Raw genomic sequence first — 25,637 nt, 5'->3', positions numbered from 1 at the left:
TGCAAGCTATTATTTTTGAATTAACCGGGGCCGTACGTGCGGCCTACGCACCGATGGCGAAGACCGTGGGTACGCGGTTGTCCGGCGTGCCGGCGGTGTGGTGGCGCCATTCGCGCACCGTGTGGCTGGCAACTTGCGCATCGGCCAGCGTCAGGCCGCTTGCGCGCGCCAGCCGGGTCTGCGGCTGCAGTCCCTGCAGCAGCGCCTGCCACAGTGCGGCGTTGCGGTAAGGCGTCTCGATGAAAAGCTGTGTCTGGCCCTGCTTGTGGGCCAGAGTTTCCAGCTCGCGCAGGCGTTTGGTGCGCTCGCCTGCGTCCTGCGGCAGATAGCCCACGAAGGCGAAGTTCTGGCCGTTGAGTCCGCTGGCTGCCAGTGCCAGCAATAGCGACACCGGTCCCACCAGCGGTACCACGCGCAGCCCCAGGTCATGCGCCGCGCGCACCACGGAGCTGCCGGGGTCGGCGACGGCGGGCATGCCCGCCTCGCTGACCAGGCCCATGTCGTGCCCTGCCAATGCCGGCGCCAGCAGCGGACGTGCGTCGAACGATGCATGGCCCCGGGCGCCGTGGTCGCCCTTCTTGTGCACTTCGCGCGGCAGTTCGGTGATCTGCTGCGCCTGCAGCGGCGCCCCCAGCGGGTGCAGCGCGTCCACGCGCTTGAGGTAGGCGCGGCAGCTCTTGGCGTTCTCGCAAATCCAATGGGTGAGGCGTGCGGCCTGGCGCAACGTGCCCTCCGGTAGGGCTTCGGTCAGGGGTGCCTGGCTCTCGCAGCCGAAGTCCAGCGGCGCTGGCACCAGATACAGGATGCCCCGACCCGGGGTCGGGCCAACCGTTGCAGTGCTTTCGCTCATGGCAGCACCAGCCCCGCGGCGCGCAGCATGCGGCAGGTGCGTATCAAGGGCAGCCCGATCAGGGCGGTGGGGTCGTCGCTGTCGATCGCGTCGAGTAACGCGATGCCCAGGCCCTCGCTCTTGGCGCTTCCGGCGCAATCGTACGGCTGCTCGGCGCGCAGATAGCGCTCGATCTCCTCGTCCGAAAGGTCACGAAAGCGCACCCGCACCGGCGCCAGGTCCACCTGCTCGAAGCCGCAGTCCTGGCAGACCACCGCCACGGCGGTGTGGAACACCACGGTCTTGCCGCGCATGCGGCGCAACTGGACGGTGGCGCGTTCGTGGTCGCCGGGCTTGCCCAGCGGCTCGCCGTCCAGGTCTGCCACTTGGTCGGAGCCGATCACGATGGCCCGCGGATGCGGGCCGGCCACGGCGCGCGCCTTGGCCAGCGCCAGGCGCAGTGCCAGCGCGCGCGGGGCTTCGTCCGGCCGCGGTGTCTCGTCCACCGCGGGGGCAGCCACGTCGAAGGGCAGGCCCAGTCGGGCCAGGAGTTCGCGCCGGTAGCGCGAGGTCGATGCCAATATCAGGGAGCGGGGCAGGGGGGAGAAATCCGGCATGCCTGGATTCTCTTACACTGCCCAGCATGACCAAGGAACACTCCCCCGACCGGCTGGACGTCAAGGCTTTTGCACAGGCCGGCGCTCACCTGTCCGGTCATGACACGCTGCTCAAATACAAGCGTCTGGCCGAGGAGGCGCAGGGGCTGCACCCGGATCTGCGCGTGGATTGGGCGGCGGACGGCGAAGTGCGCACCACGCACGGCGTGGGCGGCCAGGTCTGGCTGCGCCTGAAAGCCAGCGCCACCTTGCCGATGACCTGCCAGCGCTGCCTGCATTCCGTGGACGTGCCCCTAGAGGTAGAGCGCGAATTCCGCTTCGTGGCCGATGAAGCCACCGCTGAGGCACTGGATGGCGACAGCGATGAGGATCTGCTGGCATTGAGCCGCGAGTTCGATCTGCGCGAGCTGATCGAAGACGAACTGCTCATGGCCCTGCCGGTGGTGCCGCGCCATGAGGAATGCCCGACAGATGTCACGCTGGCCTCCAGCGACGAGGACTTCGAGCAGGCCAGTGCCGACAAGCCCAATCCGTTCGCAGCCCTGGCAGGGCTTCGCAAGGACAATCCGGACGCCTGAGAAACGGCCCGTTCGGCGGTTTCGATCAAAAACCATTTGAGATATAATCGAGGGCTTCGCGCGAATCCCCTCGTGTCTTCAATGGGCTGATCGCGTTTTTCACCAACCCTTTCAAGACCCTAGGAGCCGATCATGGCTGTTCAGCAAAACAAGAAGTCTCCCTCCAAGCGCGGCATGCACCGTTCGCACAATGCCCTGACGGTGCCTGGCATCGCCGTGGAGCCCACGACCGGCGAAACCCATATGCGCCACCACATCAGCCCCAACGGCTTCTACCGCGGCCGTCAGGTACTGAAGAACAAATCCGAAGCCTGATCCAGGCTGCGCACCCTCCGGGCCCGCTGCTACGAAAGAAGTAGCGCGGGCCTTTGTCGTTTTGGCATGCGCCAAAATGGCCCATTTATTTACGGCCGCCTGACGGCTTGACGATTTGCCGATGATCACACTGGCTGTTGACTGCATGGGGGGCGATCATGGCCCCAGCGTCACGCTTCCCGCGTGCCGACAGTTCCTGGAGCATCACCCTGACGCACGCCTGATTCTGGTGGGTGGGCAGGACAGCCTGCAGGGTCTGGTACACGAGCGCGTGACGCATGTCGTGGCGTCGGAGGTGGTCACGATGGACGATGCGGTGGAGGTCGCGCTGCGTCGCAAGAAGGACTCCTCCATGCGCGTGGCCATCCAGCAAGTCAAGGATGGCGTGGCGCATGCGGCCATCTCCGCCGGTAACACTGGCGCGCTGATGGCCATCGCGCGCTATCTGCTCAAGACGCTGGACGGCATCGACCGCCCCGCCATCGCCACCCAGATGCCCAATGCACAAGGCGGTGCCACTACCGTGCTGGACCTGGGGGCGAATGTCGATTGCACGGCCGAGCATTTGCTGCAATTCGCTGTCATGGGATCTGCGTTGGTGTCGGTGCTGCAGGACAGCGATGAACCGCTCGTAGGATTGCTGAACATTGGCGAAGAGGTCATCAAGGGCAACGATGTCATCAAAAAAGCCGGGGAACTGCTGCGTTCTGCGGCCAAATCCGGCGACCTGAACTTTCACGGTAATGTGGAAGGCAACGACATCTTCAAGGGCACTGTGGACATCGTGGTGTGTGACGGTTTCGTTGGCAATGTGGCACTCAAGGCCAGTGAGGGCGTGGCATCGATGATTGCGGGAGCGCTCAAACAGGAGTTTTCGCGCAACATTTTCACAAAAATGGCTGCCATCGTCGCTTATCCGGTGTTATCTGCCATCATGAGGCGCATGGATCACCGACGTTACAACGGTGCCGCCCTGCTCGGACTGCGGGGGCTCGTGTTCAAGAGCCATGGTTCGGCCGACGTGCTGGCTTTCGAGCAGGCTTTGATCCGGGCGTATGATGCGGCCCGCAACAACCTGCTCGACCGCGTCCGCGCGCGGGTTGCGCATGCGGCGCCTTTGCTGGCAGCCGCAGACGCCCAGCCCGCTTCCTGACCGGCCGTGCCTCCCCCAATGACACGCTATTCACGCATTACCGGCACCGGCAGCTATTTGCCGCCGCACCGGGTAACCAATGATGACCTGGTGGCCCAGCTGGCGCAGCAGGGCATCGAGACCTCCGATGAATGGATCGTGGAGCGCACGGGCATCCGCGCACGCCATTTCGCCGACCGGGACGTCACCAGCAGCGACCTGGCGTTGGAGGCATCGCGCCGCGCGCTGGAGGCCGCCGGTTGCCAGGCGCAAGATCTTGACCTGATCATCGTCGCCACCTCCACACCGGACATGGTGTTTCCCTCCACCGCCTGTATTCTGCAAAACAAGCTGGGTGCCAATGGCTGCCCCGCCTTCGACGTGCAGGCCGTGTGCAGCGGCTTCGTCTATGCACTCACGGTGGCCGACGCCATGATCCGCTCCGGGGGAGCGCGCCGTGCGCTGGTCGTGGGGTCCGAGGTCTTCAGCCGCATTCTGGATTTCAACGACCGCACCACCTGTGTGCTGTTCGGCGACGGCGCCGGCGCAGTGGTGCTGGAGGCCTCGGAAGCGCCCGGCATCCTTGCGAGCGACCTGCATGCCGATGGCAGCCATGTCGGCATCCTCTGCGTGCCGGGCAACGTCTACGGCGGCCAGATTCTGGGCGACCCTTTGCTCAAGATGGATGGCCAGGCCGTCTTCAAGCTGGCCGTCGGCGTGCTGGAGAAAGCGGCGCGGGCCACGCTGGACAAGGCGGGCATGACCGACGCCGATATCGACTGGCTGATTCCCCACCAGGCCAACATTCGCATCATGCAGAGCACGGCGCGTAAGCTGAAGCTGTCCATGGACAAGGTGGTGGTCACGGTGGATCAGCACGGCAATACGTCGGCCGCCTCCATTCCCTTGGCACTGGACCATGGCGTGCGCAATGGCCAAGTCCAGCCGGGCCAGACGGTGCTGCTGGAAGGGGTGGGCGGCGGCTTCACCTGGGGTGCGGTGCTCCTGAAAATGTAGCTGCTTGCGCTTGCTGTGCAAGCGCTGGAGCCGCTTTTGTCTTGAACTGTTTGACCATGTCGAAAACTTTTGCATTTGTGTTCCCCGGCCAAGGCTCGCAGTCGGTGGGCATGCTGGACGCTTGGGGTGGCCATCCCGTGGTGGCCGAGACGCTGCGCGAGGCTTCAGAGGCGCTCGGCGAAGACGTCGGTGCGTTGATTCATGCGGGGCCCAAGGAGGCGCTGGCCCTTACCACCAACACCCAGCCGGTGATGCTGGTGGCCGGGATTGCGGCTTGGCGCGTGTGGTGCGCTGAGGGCGGGGCACTGCCGGCTGCCGTGGCCGGGCACTCCCTGGGCGAATACTCCGCGTTGGTGGCCTCGGGTGTTTTGAGTCTGGCCCAGGCAGCCCCGCTGGTGCGCCTGCGTGCCGCTGCCATGCAGGAGGCCGTGCCCGTGGGGGTTGGCGCCATGGCGGCCATCCTCGGACTGGAGTCAGCCAAGGTGATCGCCGGTTGCGCCGAGGCTACGGCCAGCTTTGGTGCTGGATCCACCGATGTGGTGGAAGCCGTGAATTTCAACGATCCCGCTCAGACCGTGATTGCGGGTACCAGGGCGGGCGTGGAGAAAGCCTGCGAAGTGCTCAAGGCAGCGGGCGCAAAGCGCGCACTGCCACTGCCGGTGTCGGCGCCCTTCCACTCCAGCCTGATGAAGCCCGCCGCTGAAAAACTGCGTGCCGCGCTTACTGCACTGGAATTGGGCGCTCCGCGCATTCCCGTGGTCAACAATGTGGACGTCGCGGTGCAGCAAGACGCAGATGCCATCCGCGATGCACTCTATCGGCAGGCCTTCGGCCCGGTGCGCTGGGTGGAGTGTGTGCAGGCGCTGAAGGCGCGTGGCGTGACGCATGTGATCGAATGCGGGCCCGGCAAGGTGCTGGCCGGGATGACCAAGCGCATCGACCCCGAACTGGTCGGCGCCTCACTGTTTGACCCGGCCACGCTGGCCGAAACCAAGGAACTGCTGGCATGAGTGAATCCGCCTCTCCCCAGATTGCGCTGGTTACCGGCGCCACCCGCGGCATCGGAGCCGCCATTGCCGCCGAGCTCGCCCAGCGGGGCTTGCGCGTGATTGGTACGGCCACCACGGATGAAGGCGCACAGCGCATCGGCCAGGCCCTGGCGGCCTACGGCGGCAAGGGCGTCAAACTGAACGTGACCGACGGCGCAGCAGTGGACACGCTGGTGGATGCCATCGTCAAGGAGCATGGGGGCCTGCATGTGCTGGTGAACAACGCGGGCATCACGCGTGACACGCTGGCCATGCGCATGAAGGACGACGACTGGGATGCCGTGCTTGACACCAATCTCAAGGCCGTTTTCCGCGTCAGCCGTGCGGCTATTCGGCCCATGATGAAACAGCGCTTTGGGCGCATCATCAGTATCACGAGCGTGGTGGGCGCATCGGGCAACCCCGGACAGGCCAACTACGCGGCCGCGAAGGCTGGTGTGGCAGGTATGACCCGCGCGTTGGCGCGTGAACTGGGCAGCCGCGGTATCACGGTGAACTGCGTGGCTCCGGGTTTTATTGCTACCGACATGACTGCCGATCTGCCGGAAGAGCAGAAAAAAGCGCTGAAATCCCAGATCGCCATGGGCGAATTGGGGCAGCCCAGTGACATCGCCCATGCCGTGGCTTACCTTGCATCGGCTGGTGCAGGTTATGTGACGGGACAAGAGTTGCATGTCAATGGCGGCATGTACATGTAATTAAAGTCAGTTGACGCCGTTTTGTCCGTACGGCGGGCTGCTACGGGGCTTTACCCGGAGCGGCTAGAATCGCGGATTCATTCACAACCCCCTGAGGGAAACCATGAGCGATATCGAAGCACGTGTCAAAAAAATCATTGCCGAACAACTCGGCGTGGAAGAGTCCCAAGTCACCAACGAAAAAGCCTTCGTGGCAGATCTGGGTGCCGACTCGCTGGACACGGTGGAACTGGTGATGGCGCTGGAAGACGAGTTCGGCATCGAGATCCCTGACGAAGACGCAGAGAAGATCACGACGGTGCAAAACGCCATCGACTACGCCAATACCCACCAGAAGGCCTAAGTCGCTGCCGCCCCGCACTCCCTGGGGCGCGGCATCCCATCAGCAAAGGTTTAGCGCATGAGCCGTCGTCGCGTTGTCGTGACCGGCCTGGGTTGCATCACCCCCGTTGGCAATACGGTGGCCGATGCCTGGGCCAACATCCTCGCCGGGAAATCCGGCATAGACCTCATCACCAAGTTCGATACGACGAACTTTGCCTGCAAGATAGCTGGCGAGGTCAAGGGTTTTGACCTGGACTCCTTCATCAGTGCCAAAGATGCGCGCACGATGGATACGTTCATCCATTACGGTATCGCGGCGGCCGAAGAGGCAGTGCGCGACGCTGGTCTGCCCACGGGCGAGGCGCTGGACGATGAATTGGCCACCCGCATCGGCTGCATCATTGGTTCCGGCATCGGCGGACTGCCGCTGATCGAGAACACGCATGCGGAGTTGACCAACCGGGGGCCGCGCCGCATCACGCCGTTTTTCGTCCCTGCATCCATCATCAACATGGTGGCTGGCCAGGTGTCGATGCGCTTCGGCTTCAAGGGACCGAACCTGTCGGTGGTCACAGCCTGCACCACGGGCCTGCACTGCATCGGCGAAGCGGCCCGCAAGATCGAATACGGGGATGCCGATGTGATCGTCGCTGGCGGTACGGAGTCCACCGTCTCGCCCCTGGGTGTGGGCGGCTTCGCAGCCATGCGTGCCCTGTCCACGCGCAACGATGATCCGCAGACGGCGTCACGCCCCTGGGATAAGGACCGCGATGGCTTCGTTCTCGGCGAGGGTGCGGGGGTTCTGGTGCTGGAAGAGTACGAACACGCCAAGGCGCGTGGCGCGCGCATCTACGCCGAGGTGTTGGGCTATGGCATGAGCGCCGACGCCGGGCACATGACGGCACCCAATATGGATGGCCCGCGGCGTGCCATGGTTGCCGCACTGCGCAATGCCGGCGTGAATGCCGACGAGGTGGATTACCTCAATGCGCACGGCACGTCCACGCCGCTGGGGGATCTCAACGAAACCAATGCCATCAAGGCGGCACTGGGTGACCATGCCAAGAAGATGGTGGTGAGTTCGACCAAATCGATGACCGGGCATTTGCTTGGTGGAGCGGGAGGCATTGAGAGTGTGTTCACCGTACTCGCTTTGCACCAGCAGAAGGTGCCTCCTACCACGAATATCTTCGAGCAGGATCCGGAGTGCGATCTGGACTACTGTGCCAACACGGCGCGGGACATGAAGATCGACATCGCAGTCAAGAACAATTTTGGCTTTGGTGGCACCAACGGAACGCTGGTGTTTCGGCGCGTCTGATTGATCGGGCCTGGCGCGGCGGCCGGCGCGTCCGCGAGTCTCTGGATCATCGGGCGGGCTCGTCCTCACCAGTGTTTGGCTAACGTCCGCCATGCGTGAGTCCTTGCACGCTCCCGCCGTTCGTTACCCCTATGGCCGCTCGGTCGTGGTGGCCCGCACCCTTGTCGTGTTGGCGCTGGCCGGCATGGCCTGTCTATCGGTCTGGTTGCTATCCCATGGACGTCAGCCCGACCTGGCCATGCGCGCCTGGGTTGGCGCTGTGGCCTGGGTGTTGGGTATGGCGGCGGCCTGGCGCTTCTGGCGCCGCCTGCCGGAAGGCTTTTTGGTGTGGGATGGCAGCCTATGGTGGTTGGAGACTGGGCGAACGGGCATACGTATGCCCGTGGATCCGTCTCTCAGGGTGCATCTTGACTTTCAGACCATCCTGATGCTTTCCGTGCAAGGGGCATCCCACACACGGCAATGGCTGTGGATGGAATGCAGGAGCGACCCTCTCCAATGGCCGGCTCTGCGGCGTGCGGTATATTCGCGCGCCCGTGGCGGCCCCCTCGCTAGCGCGCCCGCGAAGCAGACAACCGACGGAATGCCACCCCCGCAGGGTGGCGGAGCATCCCACAAGACATGACGACCCCATCGCCCGCGCCCCAAGAGCCCGCCGACAGTGATCTGCGATTGGTCGAGCGCACCGTCGCGGGGGACCAGCGCGCCTATGAACTTCTGGTTATCAAATACCAGCGGCGCATTGAGCGCCTGGTGGGGCGTATGGTGCGCGATACCGATCTGGTGGCCGACATCACGCAGGAAACCTTTCTGCGCGCCTACCGAGCCTTGCACCAGTTCCGTGGAGAGGCGCAGTTCTATACCTGGCTCTACCGCATCGCCGTGAACACCGCCAAGAAGGCGCTGGTAGACATGAAACGCAATCCGGTTGTCACGGAGAGCGCTCTTCGCGGCAGCAGCGACTCCGAAGATGAAACTTCCTTCCTGGATCGTGAACTAATCAGCGACGAAACCCCCGAAACCGTGTTGGCGGCCCAGGAAATCGCTGCCGCTGTCAATGCGGCCATGGAGGCATTGCCCGAGGATTTGCGGCAGGCCGTGACTCTGCGGGAGATCGAGGGGTTGAGTTACGAGGAAATTGCCTTAGCCATGGAATGCCCCATCGGTACGGTGCGCTCGCGGATCTTCCGTGCGCGCGAGGCAATTTCCGCGCGGGTCAAGCCTTTGCTGGAGAAGCGCTCCGGCAAGCGGTGGTAGGCGTGTGAATGGCAATGGCGCGGTTTGGCGAGTAAACACCATGAACGACGACATGATGATGCGAGAACAGCTGTCGGCTTTGGCCGATGGGGAGTTGCAGGGCGAAGAATTTGCGCACGCGCTCACCTATGCCGCGAACGCCGAGGGGCGGGCGACGTGGCAGCTCTACCATTTGATAGGTGACACCCTGCGCAGTTCTGAAGCAGCGGGCATGGGAGACCTTGAACTCGTAGACCGCCTGCGCACGCAACTGGCGCGCGAACCGGCGCCCCGTTTGGCGGCCGTGGAAGTAGGTCACGTGGCCTCTATGAAGGTGGGGCGGACGAAAGACAACGCAGCCAACGCCGCAGTGTTCCGCTGGAAGGTGGCGGCAGGGTTCGCGTCGTTTGCCGCAGTCGCGGCTGTTGGATGGAGTGTTTATCTGGGCGTCGAAGGTGACGGCCGCGCGGCAGGCGCGCAGTTGGCGGCGGCCCAGCCAGTCATGACGGCCACGGCGCCCGCTCTGCTGGCCACAGCCGCCGGCCCTGATGGGCAACAGGTCATGTTGCGTGATCCGCGTCTGGATGAGTTGCTCGCGGCGCACAAGCAGTTTGGCAGCACGACCGCACTGCAGATGCCCGCAGGCTTCCTGCGGAACGCCACGTTTGAAGCGCCTGCGCGCTAAAGGGTCGGGCTCATCGTTGGAATGTCTAGGCTAGGGAGTCCAGGCGCGTGATTCGGTGGCAAGTAATGCAGTGCTGCCGCAGGTTGCGGTCATGGTGGTTGGTGTGTGGCGGTTTGATGCTCTATGGCGTGGCTACGGCGAATTGCATGTCAGGCCCCGCACCAACGACCCCTGGCGAACCACGCGATGTGGCGGAGTGGGTTGCGCGCATGCACCATGCTTCGCTGTTTCGCAGCTACCGTGGCACGTTCGTGGTTCTTTCTTCCAACGGGGCCATGGTCAGTTCCCGGATCTGGCATGCCTGCGAGGGTGCGCGGCAAATTGAGCGGGTCGAGGCGCTGAGCGGAACACCACGGGTGGTCTTCCGGCGCGAAGAGGAGGTCCGCACCTTCCTTCCGCAGGCCCGTGTGGTACGCAGCGAACTGCGCGATGTGCCTGGTGCTTTTCCGCGTGTTGCCGATGCCAAGGGTGTCCATCCTTCGCAGCATTACGCACTGCGGGCGCTTGGGCAGGAGCGCGTGGCCGGGAGGGATGCCGATCGGCTTTTATTCCAGCCCCGTGACGCCTGGCGATTCGGCTACCAAATCTGGGTGGATCGTGTGTCTGGACTGGTTGTCAAGATGCAGACCTTGGACGGCGAGGGTCGGCTCCTGGAGCAGGCGGCGTTTTCGGAACTGAATCTGGATGTCCCGGCGGATCTGTCGCGCATCGAACAGATGATGGAGGACTTGCAGGGGTATCGTCTCGTGAAGGTCCCTCTTCAGCGGACGACGGCCGAAGCGCAAGGCTGGACCATGGGCGAGGCGGTGAACGGATTCGTCTCCCAGGGCTGCTATCGCAAAGACGTGATGGCCATGGCGTCCGGCCCGCTGTTGCAGTGCATTTATTCAGACGGTTTGGCCACGCTTTCCGTCTTTGTGGAGCCGTTCGATGCCGCACGCCATGCTGCATCTGTGCGCAGTGCCAGCATGGGCGCCACACAAGTGGTGGGCCGGCAGGTGCACAAAACTGCCTGGGTGACCGCTGTGGGGGAAGTTCCCGCCCGAACGCTCCAGCGGTTCATCGAGTCCGTCCAACGCAAGGACGAGTGATGCGCGCCGTTCCCGGTGTACGGGAACCAATGCGCGCCGCTTTCCCACAAACCGCTATTCCCGCTGTTGCGGGTTGTCTGGAAAAGAAAGGCTGATGATGACGAAACTCCGTGCAAAGCGCGCATGGTGGCCCTGCGCTGTGGCCATCGCCTTGGCAATGGGCGGCGCAGGCTTGGTGGCGGCGCCCGCTTCGGTGCAGGCCCAGCCTGCGGCCGTGGTGCGTGGCCTGCCTGACTTCACCGAACTGGTCGAGCAGGTGGGGCCGTCCGTGGTGAACATTCGCACAACCGAGAAGGTGACGGCGAGGCCCTCCATCGGGGGCATGGATGAAGACATGCTGGAGTTCTTCCGGCGTTTTGGTGTCCCGGTGCCCAACATTCCACGCCAGCAGGGGCCGCAGCGTCCGCAGCCAGAAGAACAGCCGCGTGGCGTGGGGTCGGGGTTCATTCTGAGTCCTGACGGCTATGTCATGACCAACGCCCACGTGGTGGAGGGTGCGGACGAAGTGATCGTGACGCTGACGGACAAGCGGGAGTTCAAGGCCAAGATCATTGGCTCGGACAAGCGCACCGACGTTGCCGTCGTCAAGATCGACGCCACGGGACTGCCCGCGGTAAAGGTGGGTGACGTGGGCCGTCTTAAGGCGGGTGAATGGGTCATGGCAATCGGCTCTCCCTTTGGCCTGGAAAACACCGTGACCGCCGGCATCGTAAGTGCCAAGCAGCGCGATACGGGCGACTATCTGCCCTTCATCCAGACGGACGTGGCCATCAATCCCGGTAACTCCGGCGGCCCTCTGATCAACATGCGGGGTGAGGTGGTGGGCATCAACAGCCAGATCTACTCCCGCTCCGGCGGATTCATGGGTATCTCGTTCGCCATTCCCATTGACGAGGCCATGCGCGTGAGCGAGCAACTGCGCGTGAGCGGTCGCGTGAGCCGTGGCCGCATTGGTGTTCAGATTGGCTCGGTTCCCAAGGATGTGGCGGAGTCCATCGGGCTTGGCAAAACCGACGGCGCGCTGGTGCGCGGCGTGGAGACTGGATCCCCCGCGGAGAAGGCTGGCATCGAGGCGGGCGACGTGATCACGCGCTATGACGGCAAGGCCGTCGAGAAGGTGTCTGACCTTCCCCGCTTGGTGGGCAACACCAAGCCAGGAACCAAGACCCATATCACGGTGTTCCGCCGTGGCGCATTGCGCGACCTGTCGATCACCATCGCCGAGGTGGAGCCCGATGAAAAGGTGGCAGCCAAGGCAGCCGAAGCAGAAGGCAAGGGCAAGTCCTCGACAGCGGCTCAGCAGATCGGCTTGGTCGTTGCCGACCTGACCGCTGCGCAGGCGAAGGAGCTGAAGGTGAAGGGGGGGGTGCGCGTGGTCTCTGCCAACGACGCGGCGGCGCGTGCCGGCCTGCGGGCAGACGATGTGATCGTCGCGCTGGCTAACACCGAAGTCCGTAACCTCAAAGATTTCGAAGCGGTACTAGCGAAGGCTGACATGGGGAAACCCATCAACGTGCTTTTCCGTCGCGGCGAATGGGCGCAATATGCACTGATCCGCCCGAACCGCTAAGCCGCGTCGCCAGGGATCGCTGGCGCCCTGCGATTCCGTAGCGGGGAACGCTCTTTCGCAGGGTTGGTATCAACGGGGCGCTATGTACTTATTGATAGAATAAGTGCGTTTCAAAGGCGCCAATCAATATAACTCCACCTTGAACGTCGCCATGCGGAAAACGCGCTAAGTCATGCACAGGTTTTCCATGGCTTGTTCACTTGTTATTCAGCAATTTGAGATGTGTTGGTTGAATAAGATGTGGATAAGTGCCTCGTTGCAGCCCGGCAACGACCCCGGGCGCTTGTAGGACGCACCCCTTGTCGGGGCCTTTTTGCCTACAATGAAGCTCCAACTATCGCAGTTGCCAAAGATTGTTGGTTCAGGGCGCGTCGCTTGTTTGACGCGCCCTTTTTTCTTGTCATGAGCCTTGCAGTTCAAATACTTGTCGTATCCCGTTGATGAACCACATCAGAAATTTTTCGATCATTGCGCACATTGACCACGGCAAGTCCACGCTTGCTGACCGCATCATCCAACGCTGCGGGGGACTGGCCGACCGGGAGATGGAAGCACAGGTGCTCGACTCGATGGACATCGAGAAGGAGCGCGGGATCACCATCAAGGCGCAGACCGCGGCACTGCAATACAAGGCGCGTGATGGCAAAGTCTACAACCTGAACCTGATCGATACGCCGGGCCACGTGGACTTCTCTTATGAGGTGTCGCGCTCGCTTTCGGCGTGTGAGGGTGCATTGCTGGTGGTCGATGCATCGCAGGGCGTCGAGGCGCAGACCGTGGCCAACTGCTACACCGCGCTGGATCTGGGTGTGGAAGTGCTGCCCGTGCTCAACAAGATGGATCTGCCCCAGGCCGATCCAGACACCGCCAAGGCCGAGATCGAGGATGTGATTGGCATCGACGCAAGCGAAGCCATTGCCATTTCGGCCAAGACAGGCATGGGCATCGACGACGTGCTAGAGCAGATCGTCGCCAAGGTGCCGGCACCGCGCGGCAAGCCCGACGCGCCGCTGCGCGCGATGATCATCGATAGTTGGTTTGACTCCTACGTGGGCGTCGTCATGCTGGTCCGTGTGGTCGATGGCCGGCTGCAGAAGGGCGAACGCTTCAAGATGATGGCCAGCGGCGCTGCCTACGAGGCGAACAACCTCGGTGTGTTCACGCCCGCGCAGCAGTCGCGCGATGCGTTGGAGGCGGGCGAGGTGGGCTACATCATCGCCGGCATCAAGGAACTGAAGGCAGCGAAGGTGGGCGACACCATCACGCTGGAAAAGAAGCTGCCCAACAACCTGGGCCCCGCCACGGAGGCGCTGCCGGGCTTCAAGGAAATCCAGCCCCAGGTGTTTGCCGGCCTGTACCCGACAGAAGCCAACCAGTACGACGCGCTGCGCGACGCGCTGGAAAAGCTGCAGCTCAACGATGCCTCGCTGCACTTCGAGCCCGAGGTGTCGCAGGCGCTGGGCTTCGGCTTCCGGTGCGGCTTCCTGGGGCTGCTGCACATGGAGATCGTGCAGGAACGCCTGGAGCGCGAATTCGACCAGGACCTGATCACCACCGCGCCCAGCGTGGTGTACGAGGTGGTCAAGGGCGACGGCGAGGTCATCATGGTCGAGAACCCGTCCAAGATGCCCGACCAGGGCAAGATTCAGGAGATCCGCGAGCCCATCGTGACCGTGCACCTGTATATGCCGCAGGACTACGTGGGCCCGGTCATGACGCTGGCCAACCAGAAGCGCGGCGTGCAAATGAACATGCAGTACCACGGCCGCCAGGTCATGCTGACCTACGAACTGCCGCTGGGCGAGATCGTGCTGGACTTCTTCGACAAGCTCAAGAGCGTCTCGCGCGGCTATGCCTCGATGGACTATGAGTTCAAGGAGTACCGCCCTTCCGACGTGGTCAAGGTGGACATCCTGCTCAACGGCGAAAAGGTGGACGCGCTGTCCATCATCGTCCACCGCAGCCAGTCGCAATACCGCGGCCGCGCGGTGGCGGCGAAGATGCGCGAGATCATCTCGCGCCAGATGTTCGACGTGGCCATCCAGGCGGCCATCGGCGCCAACATCATCGCGCGCGAGACCATCAAGGCATTGCGCAAGAACGTGCTGGCTAAGTGCTACGGCGGCGACATCACCCGCAAGCGCAAGCTGCTGGAAAAGCAGAAGGCAGGCAAGAAGCGCATGAAACAGATTGGGTCGGTGGAGGTGCCGCAAGAGGCCTTCCTGGCGATTCTGCAGGTTGAGGATTGATCGCTGTGCAAGTCATGCAATACATCACGGCCGCGGTTCTCGCGGCATTCGTGGGCTATGTGGGCGCGTGGTATTTCGGCGCGCTCGAAGGCAACTTCGCGCTGCTGCTGTTCCTGGCCACGGTGGTGACCGGGGCGTACTGGCTGGCCGAGCGCTTCATCTTCCTGCCCCGGCGCCGCCAGGCCGCGCAGGCACTGGAGGCCGCAGCGGCCCAGCGCCGCGCCGAGTTGGATCGCATGGGCATCCAGAAGGTGGACCAGGACGACCTTCAGGAAGCCAAGGGGCGCATCCTCATGCAACCCTGGTGGCTGGACTGGACTGCGGGGCTCTTCCCCGTGATCGCCATCGTCTTTCTGCTGCGCTCGTTCCTGTTCGAGCCCTTCAAGATTCCCTCGGGTTCGATGATCCCGACGCTGCTCGTGGGCGACCTGATCCTGGTGAACAAGTTCACCTATGGCTTGCGTCTGCCCGTGGTCAACACCAAGATCACTGAAGGCAATCCACTGCAGCGTGGTGACGTGGTGGTGTTCCGCTACCCGCCCCAACCCAACATGGACTACATCAAGCGCGTGGTGGGTATCCCAGGGGATGAAGTGGCCTACCTGAACAAGCGCCTGACGGTGAATGGCACGCCAGTGCCCACCACGGCACTACCGGACTTCTTCGACCCGGACGCGATGCGCTATTTCAAGCAGTTCGAGGAGCAACTGGGCGCACACCCGCACCGTCTTCTCAACAACCCCGAAGTTCCGGCGTTCGTGCAGGGTGCGAGCAATTACCAATTCCGCGATCAGTGCCGCTACAGCGTCGAGGGCGTGACCTGCAAGGTGCCTGAAGGGCACTACTTCATGATGGGTGACAACCGCGATAATTCGCTCGATTCGCGCTACTGGGGTTTCGTGCCGGACGGGAACATCGTAGGCAAGGCCTTCTTCGTGTGGATGAACTTCGGTAATCTCAAGCGCATCGGACCATTCAACTAACCAGTATTGGCAGAGAGGGAAGCAGACATGGGAGCACAACGCACCACCACTCGTTCGCGTCAGCGGGGGCTGTCGTTCATCGGCGTGATTTTCGTGGGCCTGATCGCTGTGGCCGCATTCGCGATCGGCGGGCAGTCCGTACCCATCTTCCTGGAATACTTAGCGATCAAGAAGGCCGCGGTGAAGGCGGCGCGCGACGGCTCGACGGTGCCCGAGATCCGCGCAGCGTTCGACCGGGCAGCAGCCATTGACGACATCCATTCCATTGCCGGCAAGGACCTGGAAATCACCAAGCGCAATGACAAGATCGTGGTGTCATTCAGCTATTCGCGTGAAATTGCCCTGGCGGGACCGGCCTTCCTGGTCTACCGCTTCCAGGAATCGACCCAACCCCCGAATTACTAGTCTTAGTGCAACCGGCCAGTCTCTCCACACTGCAGCAACGCCTGCAGCATCAGTTCTCCGATGCGTCGCTGCTGCAGCGCGCGCTCACCCACCGCAGCTTCAGCGCGGACCACAACGAACGCCTGGAATTCCTGGGCGACTCGGTGCTGAGCCTCGCGGTCTCCAGCCTGCTGTTTCGCCGCATGCGCGACCTGCCCGAAGGGGAGTTGTCGCGCGTGCGTGCACTGCTCGTCAAGCAGGACTCGCTGCACCAGATCGCCGTGCGGCTGCAGTTGCCGCCGGTGCTGCGCCTGGGGGAGGGCGAGGCCAAGTCCGGCGGCAAGCTGCGCCCGTCCATCCTGGCCGATGCATTGGAGGCGATCATCGGCGCGGTGTACCTGGATGCGGGCTATGAGTGCGCCGAGCAGCTGGTGCACCGCCTGTTCGAGGGCGTGGAATTGAGTCCGCGCTTGCAGGAGGCGGCGAAGGATGCCAAGACCGCGTTGCAGGAGTGGCTGCAGGGCCGCAAAATGAATCTGCCTCAGTACCGGGTCGTCTCCACCACGGGCGCCGCGCACAACCAGGTGTTCCATGTGGAGTGCGAGGTGGTCGAGTTGCAGCGCGTGGAGCGCGGCAGCGGCGCATCGCGCCGCGCCGCTGAGCAGGCCGCCGCCAGTGCCATGCTGGTCCAGTTGAAAGCGAAAAACGTATGAATGCTACTGAAACCGTAGCTGGTAGCGCAGACGATTCGGGCGCTAGCGGCCAAAATGACCTGGAAGCCATGCTGGCGGCCGCGCGCCCCGGCGGCGATGCCCCGGCCGAGGCCAGCGGGCAGCGCTGCGGGCTGATCGCCATCGTGGGCAAACCCAATGTGGGCAAGTCCACGCTGATGAATGCGCTGGTGGGGCAGAAGATTTCCATCACCAGCCGCAAGGCGCAGACCACGCGCCACCGTATCACGGGCATCCGCACACGCGGCGCCACGCAGTTCGTGTTCGTGGACACGCCGGGCTTTCAGACCCGGCACTCCACCGCGCTCAACAAGTCGCTCAACAAGACCGTGATGGGCGCGATCGGCGACGTGGACCTGATTCTCTTCGTGGTCGAGGCCGGCAGCTTCACGCTGGCCGACGCCAAGGTGCTGTCGCTGTTCAAGCCGGGCATCCCCACGCTGCTCATCGCCAACAAGCTCGATACCGTGCATCGCCGCGCCGAGATCGCACCGTGGCTGCGGGACATGCAGGGCCGCCACCCGTTCGCGGAGTTCGTGCCCATGTCGGCCAAGAACAAGGGCGATATCGAGCGCCTGTACGGCATCTGCGAAAAGTACCTGCCCGAGCAGCCCTGGTGGTATGCCGAGGACGAGTTGACCGACCGCAGCGAGAAATTCCTCGCCTCTGAAACCGTGCGCGAGAAGCTGTTCCGCTTCACGGGCGACGAATTGCCCTACACCTCCACGGTGGTCATCGACAAGTTCGATGAGGAAAAGAGCAAGCAGCACAAGCGCTTCATCCGCATCGCGGCCACCATCGTGGTGGAGCGCGACGGCCACAAGGCCATGGTGATCGGCGAAAAGGGCGAACGCCTGAAGCGCATCAGCACCGAGGCACGGCAGGAGCTTGAAAAGCTCATGGATGCCAAGGTGTTTTTGGAGGTCTGGGTCAAGGTGCGTTCCGGCTGGGCCGATGATGAAGCGCGCGTGCGCTCCTTCGGTTATGAATAGGACCGTCCCGTGAACGGCTGTGCCGTCTTCCCCTGCGCGCAGCGCTGCGTTTCGCGGGCACAGGGGTGACGCGGTGGCTGGGCAAGGCTCGCTCCGCGCAGGCTTCTGGCGTGGCCCGTTTCGCTGCTCTCTGACGGGTGGTGCAGTGGCGACGTCACGCGGCGCGGGGGATGCTTGCACACGGATTTTCAAGCAAATCAGCCTCCAGCGCTCATCTGTCAAGCGCTGGGAGCTATTGAAAAGATAGCAATTCATGGCCGCCCGCCGCATCGCCGACGAGCCCGCCTACGTACTCCACAGCTACGACTGGAGTGATTCCAGCCTGATCCTGGAGACGTTCACGCGCCATTACGGCCGCGTGGCGCTGGTCGCCAAAGGGGCGAAGAAGCCCACCTCCAACTTTCGGCCCGTGCTGCTGCCGCTGCAGCCGCTGCGGGTGACCTACACGCTGGGCGGCGAGGGGCATGGCGAGATCCATGCGCTCAAGGGCGCGGAGTGGGCGGGTGGCCATGTCATGCCGACGGGCGATGCGTTGCTATCGGGCCTGTACCTCAACGAACTGCTCCTGCGGCTGCTGGCGCGTGAGGACACCCACGCGCCGCTGTTCGATACCTATGCCGGCGTGGTGCGCGTGCTGGCAACCGTGGACCACGAGGGGGAACATGGCGATGCGCTGGAGCCCGTGCTGCGCAGCTTCGAGCTGCTGCTGCTGCGCGAGATCGGCCTGCTGCCGGGCCTGGATGCGGAGACCTCCACGCTTGCTCCGCTGCACGCGGCGGCGCGCTACGCGCTCGTGCCGGAAGCCGGCCTGCGCCCGGCCCTGTCGGCCGACCGGGCAGCGCTTTCGGGGGGCCAGTGGCTGGCCCTGCAGGGCGCGCTGGACGAACCCGCGCGCTACACCGCCACGCTGCGGGCCATCGCGACAGCCGAGGCGCCGGTGGCGGCCGATCTCAAGACACAGTTGCGTGCGCTGCTGCAATACCACTGCGGCAGCCCCTTGCTGCGCACGCGCCAGCTGATGATGGATCTGCAAAAACTCTGAGAGGCTGTCCTCAGGCTTTCCACGCGGCGCTTGGCCCCGCACCCGGCGGCGTGGTATCTCTTGCCAATGGCACGCGCTGTCAGCGCCCGATGTGCCGCGCAGACGGGCCAGTCCGCGAGAATCGCTTCCGCGATGGGTTTGAGGGCAGCTTCTGAAACACAGACAACGGGAGGGAACAGGGCATGGAGCATGGCAGGGCAAGAGGGTGGATGATCGGCTGGGCGATCGCGCAGGGCGCCGCATTGTGGGCGTTGCACGGGCTGCTGCCGAAGGGCGACGCCGCTGTGCTCTGGCCGCTCTACGCCGTGGTGCTGGCGGTGCCGCCGACCCTGCAACTGCTGGCCGCGTACCGTGCACGCCGCCTGCTGTGGGTGTACGCAGCGGCCCTGGCCATGGTGTTCGCCGCGGCCGCGGCTTATGCGGGCCATGCCTCGCTGGGTGAGAACCGCGGCCGCGCCGCCATGGCCCTGGGGGTGCTGCTGTCCTGCAGCTGGTTCGTGCTGCTGCCTTTTGCCGAGCAACGCCTGGCCAGCGGCACCTGGGCGCGCGACTACGCCCGGCTCTTCGCCACGGCCTGGCGCCATGCCTTCCAGTTGCTGTTGGCGGGCCTGTTCGCCGGGCTGTTCTGGGCGCTGCTGTTCCTGCTGGCCGGGCTGTTCAAGGTGCTGGGCGTGTCGCTCTTCATGGACACATTCACCAGCCGCCCGTTCGTCTACATGGCCACCCCGATGGCGTTCAGCATGGGGTTGTCGCTGTACGCGGCGCGGGAAGAAGCGTTGGCGGGGTTCTGGCGTTCGATGCTCCAGGTGCTGGGCTGGCTGTTGCCGCTGGCCTGCCTGATCGCTGTGCTGTTCCTCGTGGCGCTGCCGGTGCGCGGCCTGGCACCGCTGTGGAAGACCGGGCACGCCACGGCGCTCATGCTCGGTCTCATGGCGTGGCTGGTGTTTCTGTTCAACGTGGCCTGGAGCGACGGCCGGGCGGAAAGCCAGCGCTTCGGCCCCGGGCTGCAGCGCTTTTGCGCGGCCGGCCTGCTGGCAATGCCCGTGTATGCCGCGCTGTGCGCCTATGCGCTGGGACTGCGGGTGGCGCAGTACGGCTGGAGCGCGGACCGCGTCTGGGCCGCGCTGGCTGTGGCCCTGATGGCGGTCTACGCCGTCGGGTATGCGGTGGCCGCACTGCGGCGCGGTGCGCCCTGGATGGCGCTGGCGCGGCGGGTGAACGTGGCGGCGGCCTGGCTGGCCGTTGCGCTGGCCTTGTTGACCTGCACACCCGTGCTGGACCCGGCGCGCATCGCTGTCGCCAGCCAACTGGCGCGCCTGCAAGCGCAGCGCGTGGACGTGCAGGCCTTCGACTTCCGCTACCTGCGCTGGGACGCGGGCCGGGCCGGTCGCGCGGCGTTGGAGCAGTTGGCGCAGGAGCAGAGCCACCCCCAGGCCGCGCAGATCCGGGAACAGGCCCAGGCCGCCCAGCAGGACACGCACCGGTACGCGCGGGGCCGTGGAACGCCTGTTTGGACCGCCGAGACCCTGCGCGCCCGGTTGCAGCCGTTTCCCGCCGAGGCGGCGCCCGATGCCGCATGGCTTGAATTCCTGCTCACCCAGCTGCGGGGGAACCGGCTGTCGCTGACCTGCACCGAGGCCGCGCCCTGTCCCGTGCTGCGCATCGACCTGGACGGTGACGGGCAGGCGGAGCAGGTGCTGCTCAGCGGCTATGCGAGCCAGGTGTTCGCGCGGGACGGTGCGCAGTGGCGGACGGTGGGGCGTCTGCAGGGCAACCTCCGGCATGTGCAGGGCGCGCGGGCCGGGCAGTGGGTGGAGCAGGGCGTCCAGACCCAGCCGCCCCGCTGGCGCGACCTGGTGATCGGCGGCGAGCGCTACTCGGTGCGCGAGACGGACTGAGGTGGCCCGGCGGCGTTGCGCAGGCGCCCCGGCGCGGCCGCAACCCGCGCCGCCGCGCGCCGCGGCCTTGCGCAGCGTCGTCCCCGCCCCCGTCGCAGATTGCTATATTGCCTAGCTTCACGCCACCGCTTCGCATCCCATGACCACCTCCCACGCGCGCACCGCCCTCTCCGTGAACGTCAACAAAGTGGCGCTGGTGCGCAACACGCGCCATCTGGGCATTCCCAGCGTGCTGCGCGCCGCGCAGCTGTGCCTGGAGGCGGGGGCGCAGGGCATCACCGTCCATCCGCGCCCCGACGAGCGGCACATCCGTGCGCACGATGTGTACCAACTGGCCGAGCTGCTCAAGCAATGGCCGCAGGCCGAGTACAACATCGAGGGCAACCCCACGCACAACCTGATGGAGTTCATCCGCCAGGTGCGCCCGCACCAGGCCACCTTCGTGCCCGACAGCCAGGACCAGTTCACCAGCGACCACGGCTGGAGCTTTCCGCAAGATGCCGAGCGCCTGGCGCCCCTGATTGCCGAATGCCGGCAGTTGGGCGTGCGCGTGAGCCTGTTCATGGACCCCTTGCCCGAGCAGATGGCCGCCGCGCGCGCCGTGGGGGCCGACCGCGTGGAGCTGTACACCGAGCCTTACGCCGCCGCCTGGGGCACGCCGCAGCAGGCTGCGCAACTGGAGCGCTACCGTGCTGCCGCCCAGGCCGCGCTGGATGTCGGCCTGGGGGTGAACGCGGGCCACGACCTCAGCCGCGATAACCTGGCGGACTTCCTGGCCCACGTGCCCGGCGTGCTGGAGGTGTCCATCGGCCATGCGCTGATCGCCGATGCGCTGGAGTTGGGCTACGGCGACACGGTGCGTGCCTACCAGCGCTGCATCGCCCAGGGCATGACGGAGCGGGGACTCCTGAAACCATAGCTGCTGGCGCTTGTTGGATAAGCGCTAGAGACCTATTTGACTCATAACCCCATGATCTACGGCATCGGTACCGACATCTGCGACGTGCGCCGCATCCGCGCCAGCCTGGCGCGCCATGGCGATCGCTTCGCCGAAAAGGTGCTGGCCGATGGCGAGCTGGCCACCTGGCGCGCACGCTCGGCACGCTGGCCCGAGCGCGGCGTGCGCTACCTGGCCACGCGCTTTTCTGCCAAGGAGGCGTTCAGCAAGGCCATCGGCTTGGGGCTGCACATGCCCATGACCTGGCGGCATTGCGAGGTGGCCAACCTGCCCAGCGGCCAGCCCACAATCGTGCTGCACGGCGCGCTGCAGGACTGGTTTGCCGCGCGCGGCCTGCGCTGCCACCTGAGCGTGACCGACGAGAGCGACTACGCCGCCAGCTTCTGCGTGGTCGAGAAAGATTGAAGCCAAATCAGCCCGCAGCGCTTGTGTGGCAAGCGCTGATAGCTATCAAAATGAAAGCATGCAACCCATGACAGAACACGCACCCCTCATCATCGACGTGGCCGGCACGCAGCTTACCGCCACCGATCGCCAGCGCTTGGCCCACCCGCTCGTGGGCGGCGTGATCCTGTTCGCACGCAACTGGGAGCACCGCGCGCAGTTGCTGGAACTCACCGCCGCCATCAAGGCCGTACGGGGCGACCTGCTGATCTGCGTGGACCATGAGGGCGGTCGCGTGCAGCGCTTCAAGACCGATGGCTTCACGCACATCCCGCCCATGCGCGCCTTCGGTGAACTGTGGATGGACGACGGCAAGGGCAGCAAGCACCGCGAAGGCAGCGGCGCCCTGCGCGCCATGGACGCCGCCACGGCGGCGGGCTACGTGCTGGGCAGCGAGCTGCGCGCCTGCGGTGTGGACTTCTCCTTCACGCCGGTGCTCGACCTGGACTACGGCGCCAGCGGCGTGATCGGTGACCGGGCCTTTGCCCGCGACCCGCGCGTGGTCGCCATGCTGGCGCGCGCGCTCATGCAGGGCCTGCTGCAGGCGGGCATGGCCAACTGCGGCAAGCATTTTCCCGGCCATGGCTTCGTCAAGGCCGATTCGCACACCGAGATTCCGGTGGACCGCCGCAGTCTCACGGCGATCCTGGCCGACGACGCGGCCCCGTACCCGTGGCTGTCCACGGTGCTCACCAGCGTCATGCCCGCGCATGTGATCTACCCCAAGGTGGACAACCGCCCGGCGGGCTTCTCCACCAAGTGGCTGCAGGACATCCTGCGCGGACGGCTGCGCTTTGACGGCGCCGTTTTCAGCGACGACCTGAGCATGGAGGGCGCCCGTCGTTTGAACGGCCTGGACGGCGAGGTGGTCAGCTACACCGACGCCGGTGTGGCCGCGCTCAATGCCGGCTGCGACCTGGTGCTGCTGTGCAACCAGAGCCTGGGCGGCGGCGCGGCGGTGGACGAACTCATCGATGGCCTGGCCGCCGCGCAGGCCGCGGGCCGCTGGCAGGCCAGCGGTGCGAGCGAGGCGCGCCGCCTGGCTCTGCTGCCCGAGACACTGCCCCAGCCGTGGGACGACCTCATGGTGCAGCCAGCGTACATGCACGCGCTGGACCTGCTGCCTTGAAACGGGTGGCGGCGATGCGTGTCGGCGTACTCACCGGCGGGGGCGACTGCCCGGGGCTGAACGCGGTGATCCGCGCGGTCACCAAGTCGCTGATCCACCACGGACACTGCGAGGTACTGGGCATCGAAGACGGCTTCGAGGGCCTGAGGGGCGAAGCGTCGCGCGCGCGGCTGCTCACCTGGGACCAGGTCTCGGGCATCGTGCACATGGGCGGCACCATCCTGGGCACGAGCAACAGCGCCAACCCGCTGAAGGACGACGCGACGCTGGCCCAGGTGGAGCGCAACGTGCGCGCGCTGGGCCTGGACGTGGTGGTGGCCATTGGCGGCGACGGCACCATGAGCCTGGCCCATGGCCTGGCGCGGATCGGGCTGCAATGCGTGGGTGTGCCCAAGACCATCGACAACGACATCGCGCTGTGCGAGCGCAGCTTCGGCTTTGACACCGCCGTGGCCACGGCCACCGACGCGATGCGCCGCATCGAGAGCACGGCTTACAGCCACCACCGCGTCATGATCGTCGAGACCATGGGCCGCCATGCGGGCTGGCTGGCCCTGGAAAGCGGCATTGCCGCCGCGGCCGACGTGATCCTGCTGCCCGAGATCGACTACGACCTGCAGCCCATCATCGAGCGCTGCCGTCGGCGCGAGCAGCGCCAGCGTTACACCGTCATCTGCATCGGCGAAGGCGCCAAGGAGCGCGGCGCCGGCCTCACGGTGCGCGAGCAGGTGGCCCACAGCCCCGACCCTGTGCGCCTGGGTGGCGTGGGCCATGTGCTGCGCCAGCGGCTGCAGCCGCACCTGCAAAGCGAGGTGCGCACCACCGTGCTGGGCCATGTGCAGCGCGGGGGCGACCCGACCGCGTTCGATCGTGTGCTGGCCACGCGCTTCGGTCACCGGGCGGCGCAACTGGTGATCGATGGCCAGTTCGGCCACATGGTCACGCTACAGGGCGGGCACATCGCCAGTGTCCCCATCGCCCAGGTGGCCAACACCCAGCGCAAGGTGCCGCTCGACCATGAACTGATCGCCATCGCGCGGGCGATCGACGTGTGCCTGGGGGAGTAGGTACGCTGGCTGTGCTTCATTTTTAGGAGCTGCTTGCGCTTGATACGAAAGGCTTAGAGACAAAATCGATTCGCATTTTGTCCTGCATGCCAACGCGGTCTTACGACCGTGTCGGCCGGGTGTTCTGCCGCGCATCTGCGACGATCAGGGCTGGCCGGAACGCCGGGCCAGCCAGCGGTAGCCCATCGCTGGCGCCGGGTTTTTCTGCCGGACAGGCATCGGGAGCGGTATGCGTGAACGGGTGAATCTTGGAAAGAGCGCCCCCGCGCTGTATCAGGCGGTGGTGGAGTTGGACCGGTTGGCGTCCGAGGCTGCGGCACAGGCCGGCATCGCGACGGGGTTCGCGCACCTCCTGCGCCTGCGGGCATCCCAGCTCAACCAGTGCGCCTTCTGTGTCAGGCTGCACGCACGGGACGCGCTGGCCAGCCAGGAGAGCGGCGACCGCATTGCGGTGCTGCCCGCGTGGCGTGAGACCGATTACTTCAGCCCGAAGGAGCGCGCCGCTCTGGAACTGGTGGAAGCCATCACCTTGGTCGCGGATGGGCAGGTGTCCGATGCCGTTTACGCGCAGGCGGCAGGCGTCTTGTCCAAGGAGGAGATAGCCGCCGTTGAATGGCTGGCGGTGGTCATCAACGCCTGGAACCGGATCGCCATCTCCAGCCGCTACCCCGTCGGGGCCTGACGGCGGCGGGCCGCCGCAGCGGCCCATGCCCTTACGTAAAGTCCGCCGCACGGTGCGGGCCCTGGACAAGCGCGCGTGCGGACGACACGCCCTGCGGGCGCCGGCATGGCTGGATGGGGAAGGATGTTCACACGCATCAGGTGGGCCTGAACGCACTCACCGTGCCTTTGGCGCGAATGACGAGGGTGCCGCGGAGCTGTGCTCTGGTTGCCAAGCGAGCGGTGGGCGGTAATCGACCGCGCTGATGGGGCCGGGAAACCCGTTCGGGAGATTGGTAGACGGCGGCAGCGACGGTGCCTGCCCGCAGGTGCCGAAAGCGCTTGCGCGCCCAGGCACCGTTGGGATTACCACGTTCAGCGATCCTGCTGGTTCTGCTTGCTTCCCATTTGGTTGGGGCTCTGCTGGCTCTGCAATTTCTGCTGATCACGCTGATCCTGCGGGTTCAGGTTCTGCTGCCGGCTCGGATCCTGCTGGCCTTGTTGGCCCTGCTGTTGGTTCTGTTGGTTTTGCTGGTTTTGCTGCTGTTGTTGCTGATTCTGGGTTTGGTTGCCTTGCTGTGCCATGGTCGTTCTCCAAAGAGGTGGACAGGCGGGATTGCCTGCAGATCCATTGAAAT

Annotated in this window: 27 protein-coding genes; 24 read left to right on the top strand and 3 right to left on the bottom strand. The window is 65.0% G+C overall.

Annotation, left to right across the window (positions count from 1 at the left end; translation table 11 throughout):
- Window positions 1–43: 43 nt before the first annotated feature.
- Window positions 44–850, bottom strand: coding sequence for an SAM-dependent methyltransferase (locus DTPSY_RS13220; RefSeq protein WP_015913982.1), 807 nt, complete (start codon window positions 848–850; stop codon window positions 44–46).
- Entirely contained in the window at window positions 847–1,446 is a 600-nt protein-coding gene (locus DTPSY_RS13215; RefSeq protein ID WP_011806404.1) for a Maf family nucleotide pyrophosphatase, read from the bottom strand. The genes DTPSY_RS13220 and DTPSY_RS13215 overlap by 4 nt, the downstream gene beginning before the upstream one ends.
- 26 nt (window positions 1,447–1,472) lie before the next feature.
- Between DTPSY_RS13215 and DTPSY_RS13210 the strand changes: the two genes are divergently transcribed.
- The 24 genes from DTPSY_RS13210 (at window position 1,473) to DTPSY_RS13090 (ending at window position 25,021) form a co-directional block, all read left to right on the top strand.
- Window positions 1,473–2,024, top strand: coding sequence for a YceD family protein (locus DTPSY_RS13210; protein ID WP_015913981.1), 552 nt, complete (start codon window positions 1,473–1,475; stop codon window positions 2,022–2,024).
- 132 nt (window positions 2,025–2,156) lie between these two features.
- Entirely contained in the window at window positions 2,157–2,339 is a 183-nt protein-coding gene (gene rpmF, locus DTPSY_RS13205; protein WP_011806402.1) for a 50S ribosomal protein L32, read from the top strand.
- A gap of 121 nt (window positions 2,340–2,460) precedes the next feature.
- Window positions 2,461–3,492 carry a phosphate acyltransferase PlsX gene (gene plsX / locus DTPSY_RS13200; protein WP_015913980.1) on the top strand — a complete coding sequence of 344 codons (1,032 nt, stop codon included), beginning with the start codon at window positions 2,461–2,463 and terminating at the stop codon, window positions 3,490–3,492.
- 18 nt (window positions 3,493–3,510) lie between these two features.
- A complete protein-coding gene (locus DTPSY_RS13195; RefSeq protein WP_011806400.1) occupies window positions 3,511–4,488 on the top strand; it encodes a beta-ketoacyl-ACP synthase III in 978 nt (325 codons plus the stop codon).
- Window positions 4,489–4,544: 56 nt separating this feature from the next.
- Entirely contained in the window at window positions 4,545–5,498 is a 954-nt protein-coding gene (fabD, locus tag DTPSY_RS13190) for an ACP S-malonyltransferase (RefSeq protein ID WP_015913979.1), read from the top strand.
- Entirely contained in the window at window positions 5,495–6,235 is a 741-nt protein-coding gene (fabG, locus tag DTPSY_RS13185; RefSeq protein WP_015913978.1) for a 3-oxoacyl-ACP reductase FabG, read from the top strand. The genes fabD and fabG overlap by 4 nt, the downstream gene beginning before the upstream one ends.
- 103 nt (window positions 6,236–6,338) lie before the next feature.
- Window positions 6,339–6,578, top strand: a complete 240-nt coding sequence (gene acpP / locus DTPSY_RS13180) for an acyl carrier protein (protein ID WP_003058049.1) — start codon at window positions 6,339–6,341, stop codon at window positions 6,576–6,578.
- A gap of 57 nt (window positions 6,579–6,635) precedes the next feature.
- Window positions 6,636–7,880 carry a beta-ketoacyl-ACP synthase II gene (gene fabF, locus DTPSY_RS13175; RefSeq protein WP_015913977.1) on the top strand — a complete coding sequence of 415 codons (1,245 nt, stop codon included), beginning with the start codon at window positions 6,636–6,638 and terminating at the stop codon, window positions 7,878–7,880.
- A 621-nt stretch (window positions 7,881–8,501) separates the two neighbouring features.
- Entirely contained in the window at window positions 8,502–9,137 is a 636-nt protein-coding gene (gene rpoE / locus DTPSY_RS13165; RefSeq protein WP_015913975.1) for an RNA polymerase sigma factor RpoE, read from the top strand.
- Between the two features lie 40 nt (window positions 9,138–9,177).
- Complete coding sequence (locus tag DTPSY_RS13160) at window positions 9,178–9,801, top strand: sigma-E factor negative regulatory protein (protein ID WP_015913974.1); 624 nt, start codon at window positions 9,178–9,180, stop codon at window positions 9,799–9,801.
- Between the two features lie 65 nt (window positions 9,802–9,866).
- On the top strand, window positions 9,867–10,892 hold the full coding sequence (locus DTPSY_RS13155; protein WP_015913973.1) for a MucB/RseB C-terminal domain-containing protein: 1,026 nt from the start codon (window positions 9,867–9,869) through the stop codon (window positions 10,890–10,892).
- Between the two features lie 97 nt (window positions 10,893–10,989).
- On the top strand, window positions 10,990–12,462 hold the full coding sequence (locus DTPSY_RS13150) for a DegQ family serine endoprotease (protein WP_015913972.1): 1,473 nt from the start codon (window positions 10,990–10,992) through the stop codon (window positions 12,460–12,462).
- Between the two features lie 440 nt (window positions 12,463–12,902).
- On the top strand, window positions 12,903–14,711 hold the full coding sequence (lepA, locus tag DTPSY_RS13145; RefSeq protein WP_015913971.1) for a translation elongation factor 4: 1,809 nt from the start codon (window positions 12,903–12,905) through the stop codon (window positions 14,709–14,711).
- Window positions 14,712–14,716: 5 nt separating this feature from the next.
- A complete protein-coding gene (gene lepB, locus DTPSY_RS13140; protein WP_041839063.1) occupies window positions 14,717–15,694 on the top strand; it encodes a signal peptidase I in 978 nt (325 codons plus the stop codon).
- A 27-nt stretch (window positions 15,695–15,721) separates the two neighbouring features.
- Window positions 15,722–16,099 (top strand): DUF4845 domain-containing protein, encoded by a 378-nt coding sequence (locus DTPSY_RS13135; RefSeq protein WP_015913969.1) that lies wholly within the window; start codon window positions 15,722–15,724, stop codon window positions 16,097–16,099.
- Between the two features lie 5 nt (window positions 16,100–16,104).
- The gene (gene rnc, locus DTPSY_RS13130) at window positions 16,105–16,791 is read left to right on the top strand and encodes a ribonuclease III (protein WP_015913968.1); all 687 of its coding nucleotides are present in this window, start codon (window positions 16,105–16,107) and stop codon (window positions 16,789–16,791) included.
- Window positions 16,788–17,801 carry a GTPase Era gene (era, locus tag DTPSY_RS13125; RefSeq protein ID WP_011806387.1) on the top strand — a complete coding sequence of 338 codons (1,014 nt, stop codon included), beginning with the start codon at window positions 16,788–16,790 and terminating at the stop codon, window positions 17,799–17,801. Before rnc ends, era begins: the two co-directional genes overlap by 4 nt.
- A 253-nt stretch (window positions 17,802–18,054) precedes the next feature.
- Window positions 18,055–18,843 (top strand): DNA repair protein RecO, encoded by a 789-nt coding sequence (gene recO, locus DTPSY_RS13120; RefSeq protein ID WP_015913967.1) that lies wholly within the window; start codon window positions 18,055–18,057, stop codon window positions 18,841–18,843.
- A gap of 209 nt (window positions 18,844–19,052) precedes the next feature.
- A complete protein-coding gene (locus tag DTPSY_RS13115) occupies window positions 19,053–20,741 on the top strand; it encodes a DUF4153 domain-containing protein (RefSeq protein ID WP_238526537.1) in 1,689 nt (562 codons plus the stop codon).
- Between the two features lie 139 nt (window positions 20,742–20,880).
- The gene (locus tag DTPSY_RS13110) at window positions 20,881–21,660 is read left to right on the top strand and encodes a pyridoxine 5'-phosphate synthase (protein ID WP_015913965.1); all 780 of its coding nucleotides are present in this window, start codon (window positions 20,881–20,883) and stop codon (window positions 21,658–21,660) included.
- 51 nt (window positions 21,661–21,711) lie between these two features.
- Window positions 21,712–22,104 (top strand): holo-ACP synthase, encoded by a 393-nt coding sequence (gene acpS / locus DTPSY_RS13105; RefSeq protein ID WP_011806383.1) that lies wholly within the window; start codon window positions 21,712–21,714, stop codon window positions 22,102–22,104.
- A 67-nt stretch (window positions 22,105–22,171) separates the two neighbouring features.
- On the top strand, window positions 22,172–23,272 hold the full coding sequence (gene nagZ / locus DTPSY_RS13100) for a beta-N-acetylhexosaminidase (RefSeq protein WP_041836391.1): 1,101 nt from the start codon (window positions 22,172–22,174) through the stop codon (window positions 23,270–23,272).
- Window positions 23,273–23,286: 14 nt separating this feature from the next.
- On the top strand, window positions 23,287–24,339 hold the full coding sequence (locus DTPSY_RS13095; RefSeq protein ID WP_015913964.1) for a 6-phosphofructokinase: 1,053 nt from the start codon (window positions 23,287–23,289) through the stop codon (window positions 24,337–24,339).
- A gap of 229 nt (window positions 24,340–24,568) precedes the next feature.
- Window positions 24,569–25,021, top strand: coding sequence for a carboxymuconolactone decarboxylase family protein (locus DTPSY_RS13090; protein ID WP_015913963.1), 453 nt, complete (start codon window positions 24,569–24,571; stop codon window positions 25,019–25,021).
- Between the two features lie 353 nt (window positions 25,022–25,374).
- Here the strand turns inward: DTPSY_RS13090 and DTPSY_RS13085 are convergent, their stop codons facing one another.
- Window positions 25,375–25,584, bottom strand: coding sequence for a hypothetical protein (locus tag DTPSY_RS13085; protein WP_015913962.1), 210 nt, complete (start codon window positions 25,582–25,584; stop codon window positions 25,375–25,377).
- Between the last annotated feature and the right edge of the window lie 53 nt (window positions 25,585–25,637).

It is taken from the genome of [Acidovorax] ebreus TPSY (assembly GCF_000022305.1).
Lineage (GTDB): Bacteria > Pseudomonadota > Gammaproteobacteria > Burkholderiales > Burkholderiaceae_C > Diaphorobacter > Diaphorobacter nitroreducens.
This window is presented reverse-complemented; position numbering and strand designations above follow the sequence as displayed.

Bases quoted from the DNA above. Each gene is read 5' to 3' on its own strand.
- plsX (WP_015913980.1), top strand. From the start codon at position 2,461: ATGATCACACTGGCTGTTGACTGCATGGGGGGCGATCATGGCCCCAGC.
- DTPSY_RS13090 (WP_015913963.1), top strand. From the start codon at position 24,569: ATGCGTGAACGGGTGAATCTTGGAAAGAGCGCCCCCGCGCTGTATCAG.
- DTPSY_RS13150 (WP_015913972.1), top strand. From the start codon at position 10,990: ATGACGAAACTCCGTGCAAAGCGCGCATGGTGGCCCTGCGCTGTGGCC.
- fabD (WP_015913979.1), top strand. From the start codon at position 4,545: ATGTCGAAAACTTTTGCATTTGTGTTCCCCGGCCAAGGCTCGCAGTCG.
- acpP (WP_003058049.1), top strand. From the start codon at position 6,339: ATGAGCGATATCGAAGCACGTGTCAAAAAAATCATTGCCGAACAACTC.
- DTPSY_RS13110 (WP_015913965.1), top strand. From the start codon at position 20,881: ATGACCACCTCCCACGCGCGCACCGCCCTCTCCGTGAACGTCAACAAA.
- DTPSY_RS13195 (WP_011806400.1), top strand. From the start codon at position 3,511: ATGACACGCTATTCACGCATTACCGGCACCGGCAGCTATTTGCCGCCG.
- fabG (WP_015913978.1), top strand. From the start codon at position 5,495: ATGAGTGAATCCGCCTCTCCCCAGATTGCGCTGGTTACCGGCGCCACC.
- DTPSY_RS13155 (WP_015913973.1), top strand. From the start codon at position 9,867: ATGCAGTGCTGCCGCAGGTTGCGGTCATGGTGGTTGGTGTGTGGCGGT.
- recO (WP_015913967.1), top strand. From the start codon at position 18,055: ATGGCCGCCCGCCGCATCGCCGACGAGCCCGCCTACGTACTCCACAGC.
- DTPSY_RS13115 (WP_238526537.1), top strand. From the start codon at position 19,053: ATGATCGGCTGGGCGATCGCGCAGGGCGCCGCATTGTGGGCGTTGCAC.
- DTPSY_RS13215 (WP_011806404.1), bottom strand. From the start codon at position 1,446: ATGCCGGATTTCTCCCCCCTGCCCCGCTCCCTGATATTGGCATCGACC.
- DTPSY_RS13160 (WP_015913974.1), top strand. From the start codon at position 9,178: ATGAACGACGACATGATGATGCGAGAACAGCTGTCGGCTTTGGCCGAT.
- DTPSY_RS13095 (WP_015913964.1), top strand. From the start codon at position 23,287: ATGCGTGTCGGCGTACTCACCGGCGGGGGCGACTGCCCGGGGCTGAAC.
- era (WP_011806387.1), top strand. From the start codon at position 16,788: ATGAATGCTACTGAAACCGTAGCTGGTAGCGCAGACGATTCGGGCGCT.
- acpS (WP_011806383.1), top strand. From the start codon at position 21,712: ATGATCTACGGCATCGGTACCGACATCTGCGACGTGCGCCGCATCCGC.
- nagZ (WP_041836391.1), top strand. From the start codon at position 22,172: ATGACAGAACACGCACCCCTCATCATCGACGTGGCCGGCACGCAGCTT.
- DTPSY_RS13085 (WP_015913962.1), bottom strand. From the start codon at position 25,584: ATGGCACAGCAAGGCAACCAAACCCAGAATCAGCAACAACAGCAGCAA.
- fabF (WP_015913977.1), top strand. From the start codon at position 6,636: ATGAGCCGTCGTCGCGTTGTCGTGACCGGCCTGGGTTGCATCACCCCC.
- lepA (WP_015913971.1), top strand. From the start codon at position 12,903: ATGAACCACATCAGAAATTTTTCGATCATTGCGCACATTGACCACGGC.
- DTPSY_RS13135 (WP_015913969.1), top strand. From the start codon at position 15,722: ATGGGAGCACAACGCACCACCACTCGTTCGCGTCAGCGGGGGCTGTCG.
- DTPSY_RS13220 (WP_015913982.1), bottom strand. From the start codon at position 850: ATGAGCGAAAGCACTGCAACGGTTGGCCCGACCCCGGGTCGGGGCATC.
- DTPSY_RS13210 (WP_015913981.1), top strand. From the start codon at position 1,473: ATGACCAAGGAACACTCCCCCGACCGGCTGGACGTCAAGGCTTTTGCA.
- rpoE (WP_015913975.1), top strand. From the start codon at position 8,502: ATGACGACCCCATCGCCCGCGCCCCAAGAGCCCGCCGACAGTGATCTG.
- rpmF (WP_011806402.1), top strand. From the start codon at position 2,157: ATGGCTGTTCAGCAAAACAAGAAGTCTCCCTCCAAGCGCGGCATGCAC.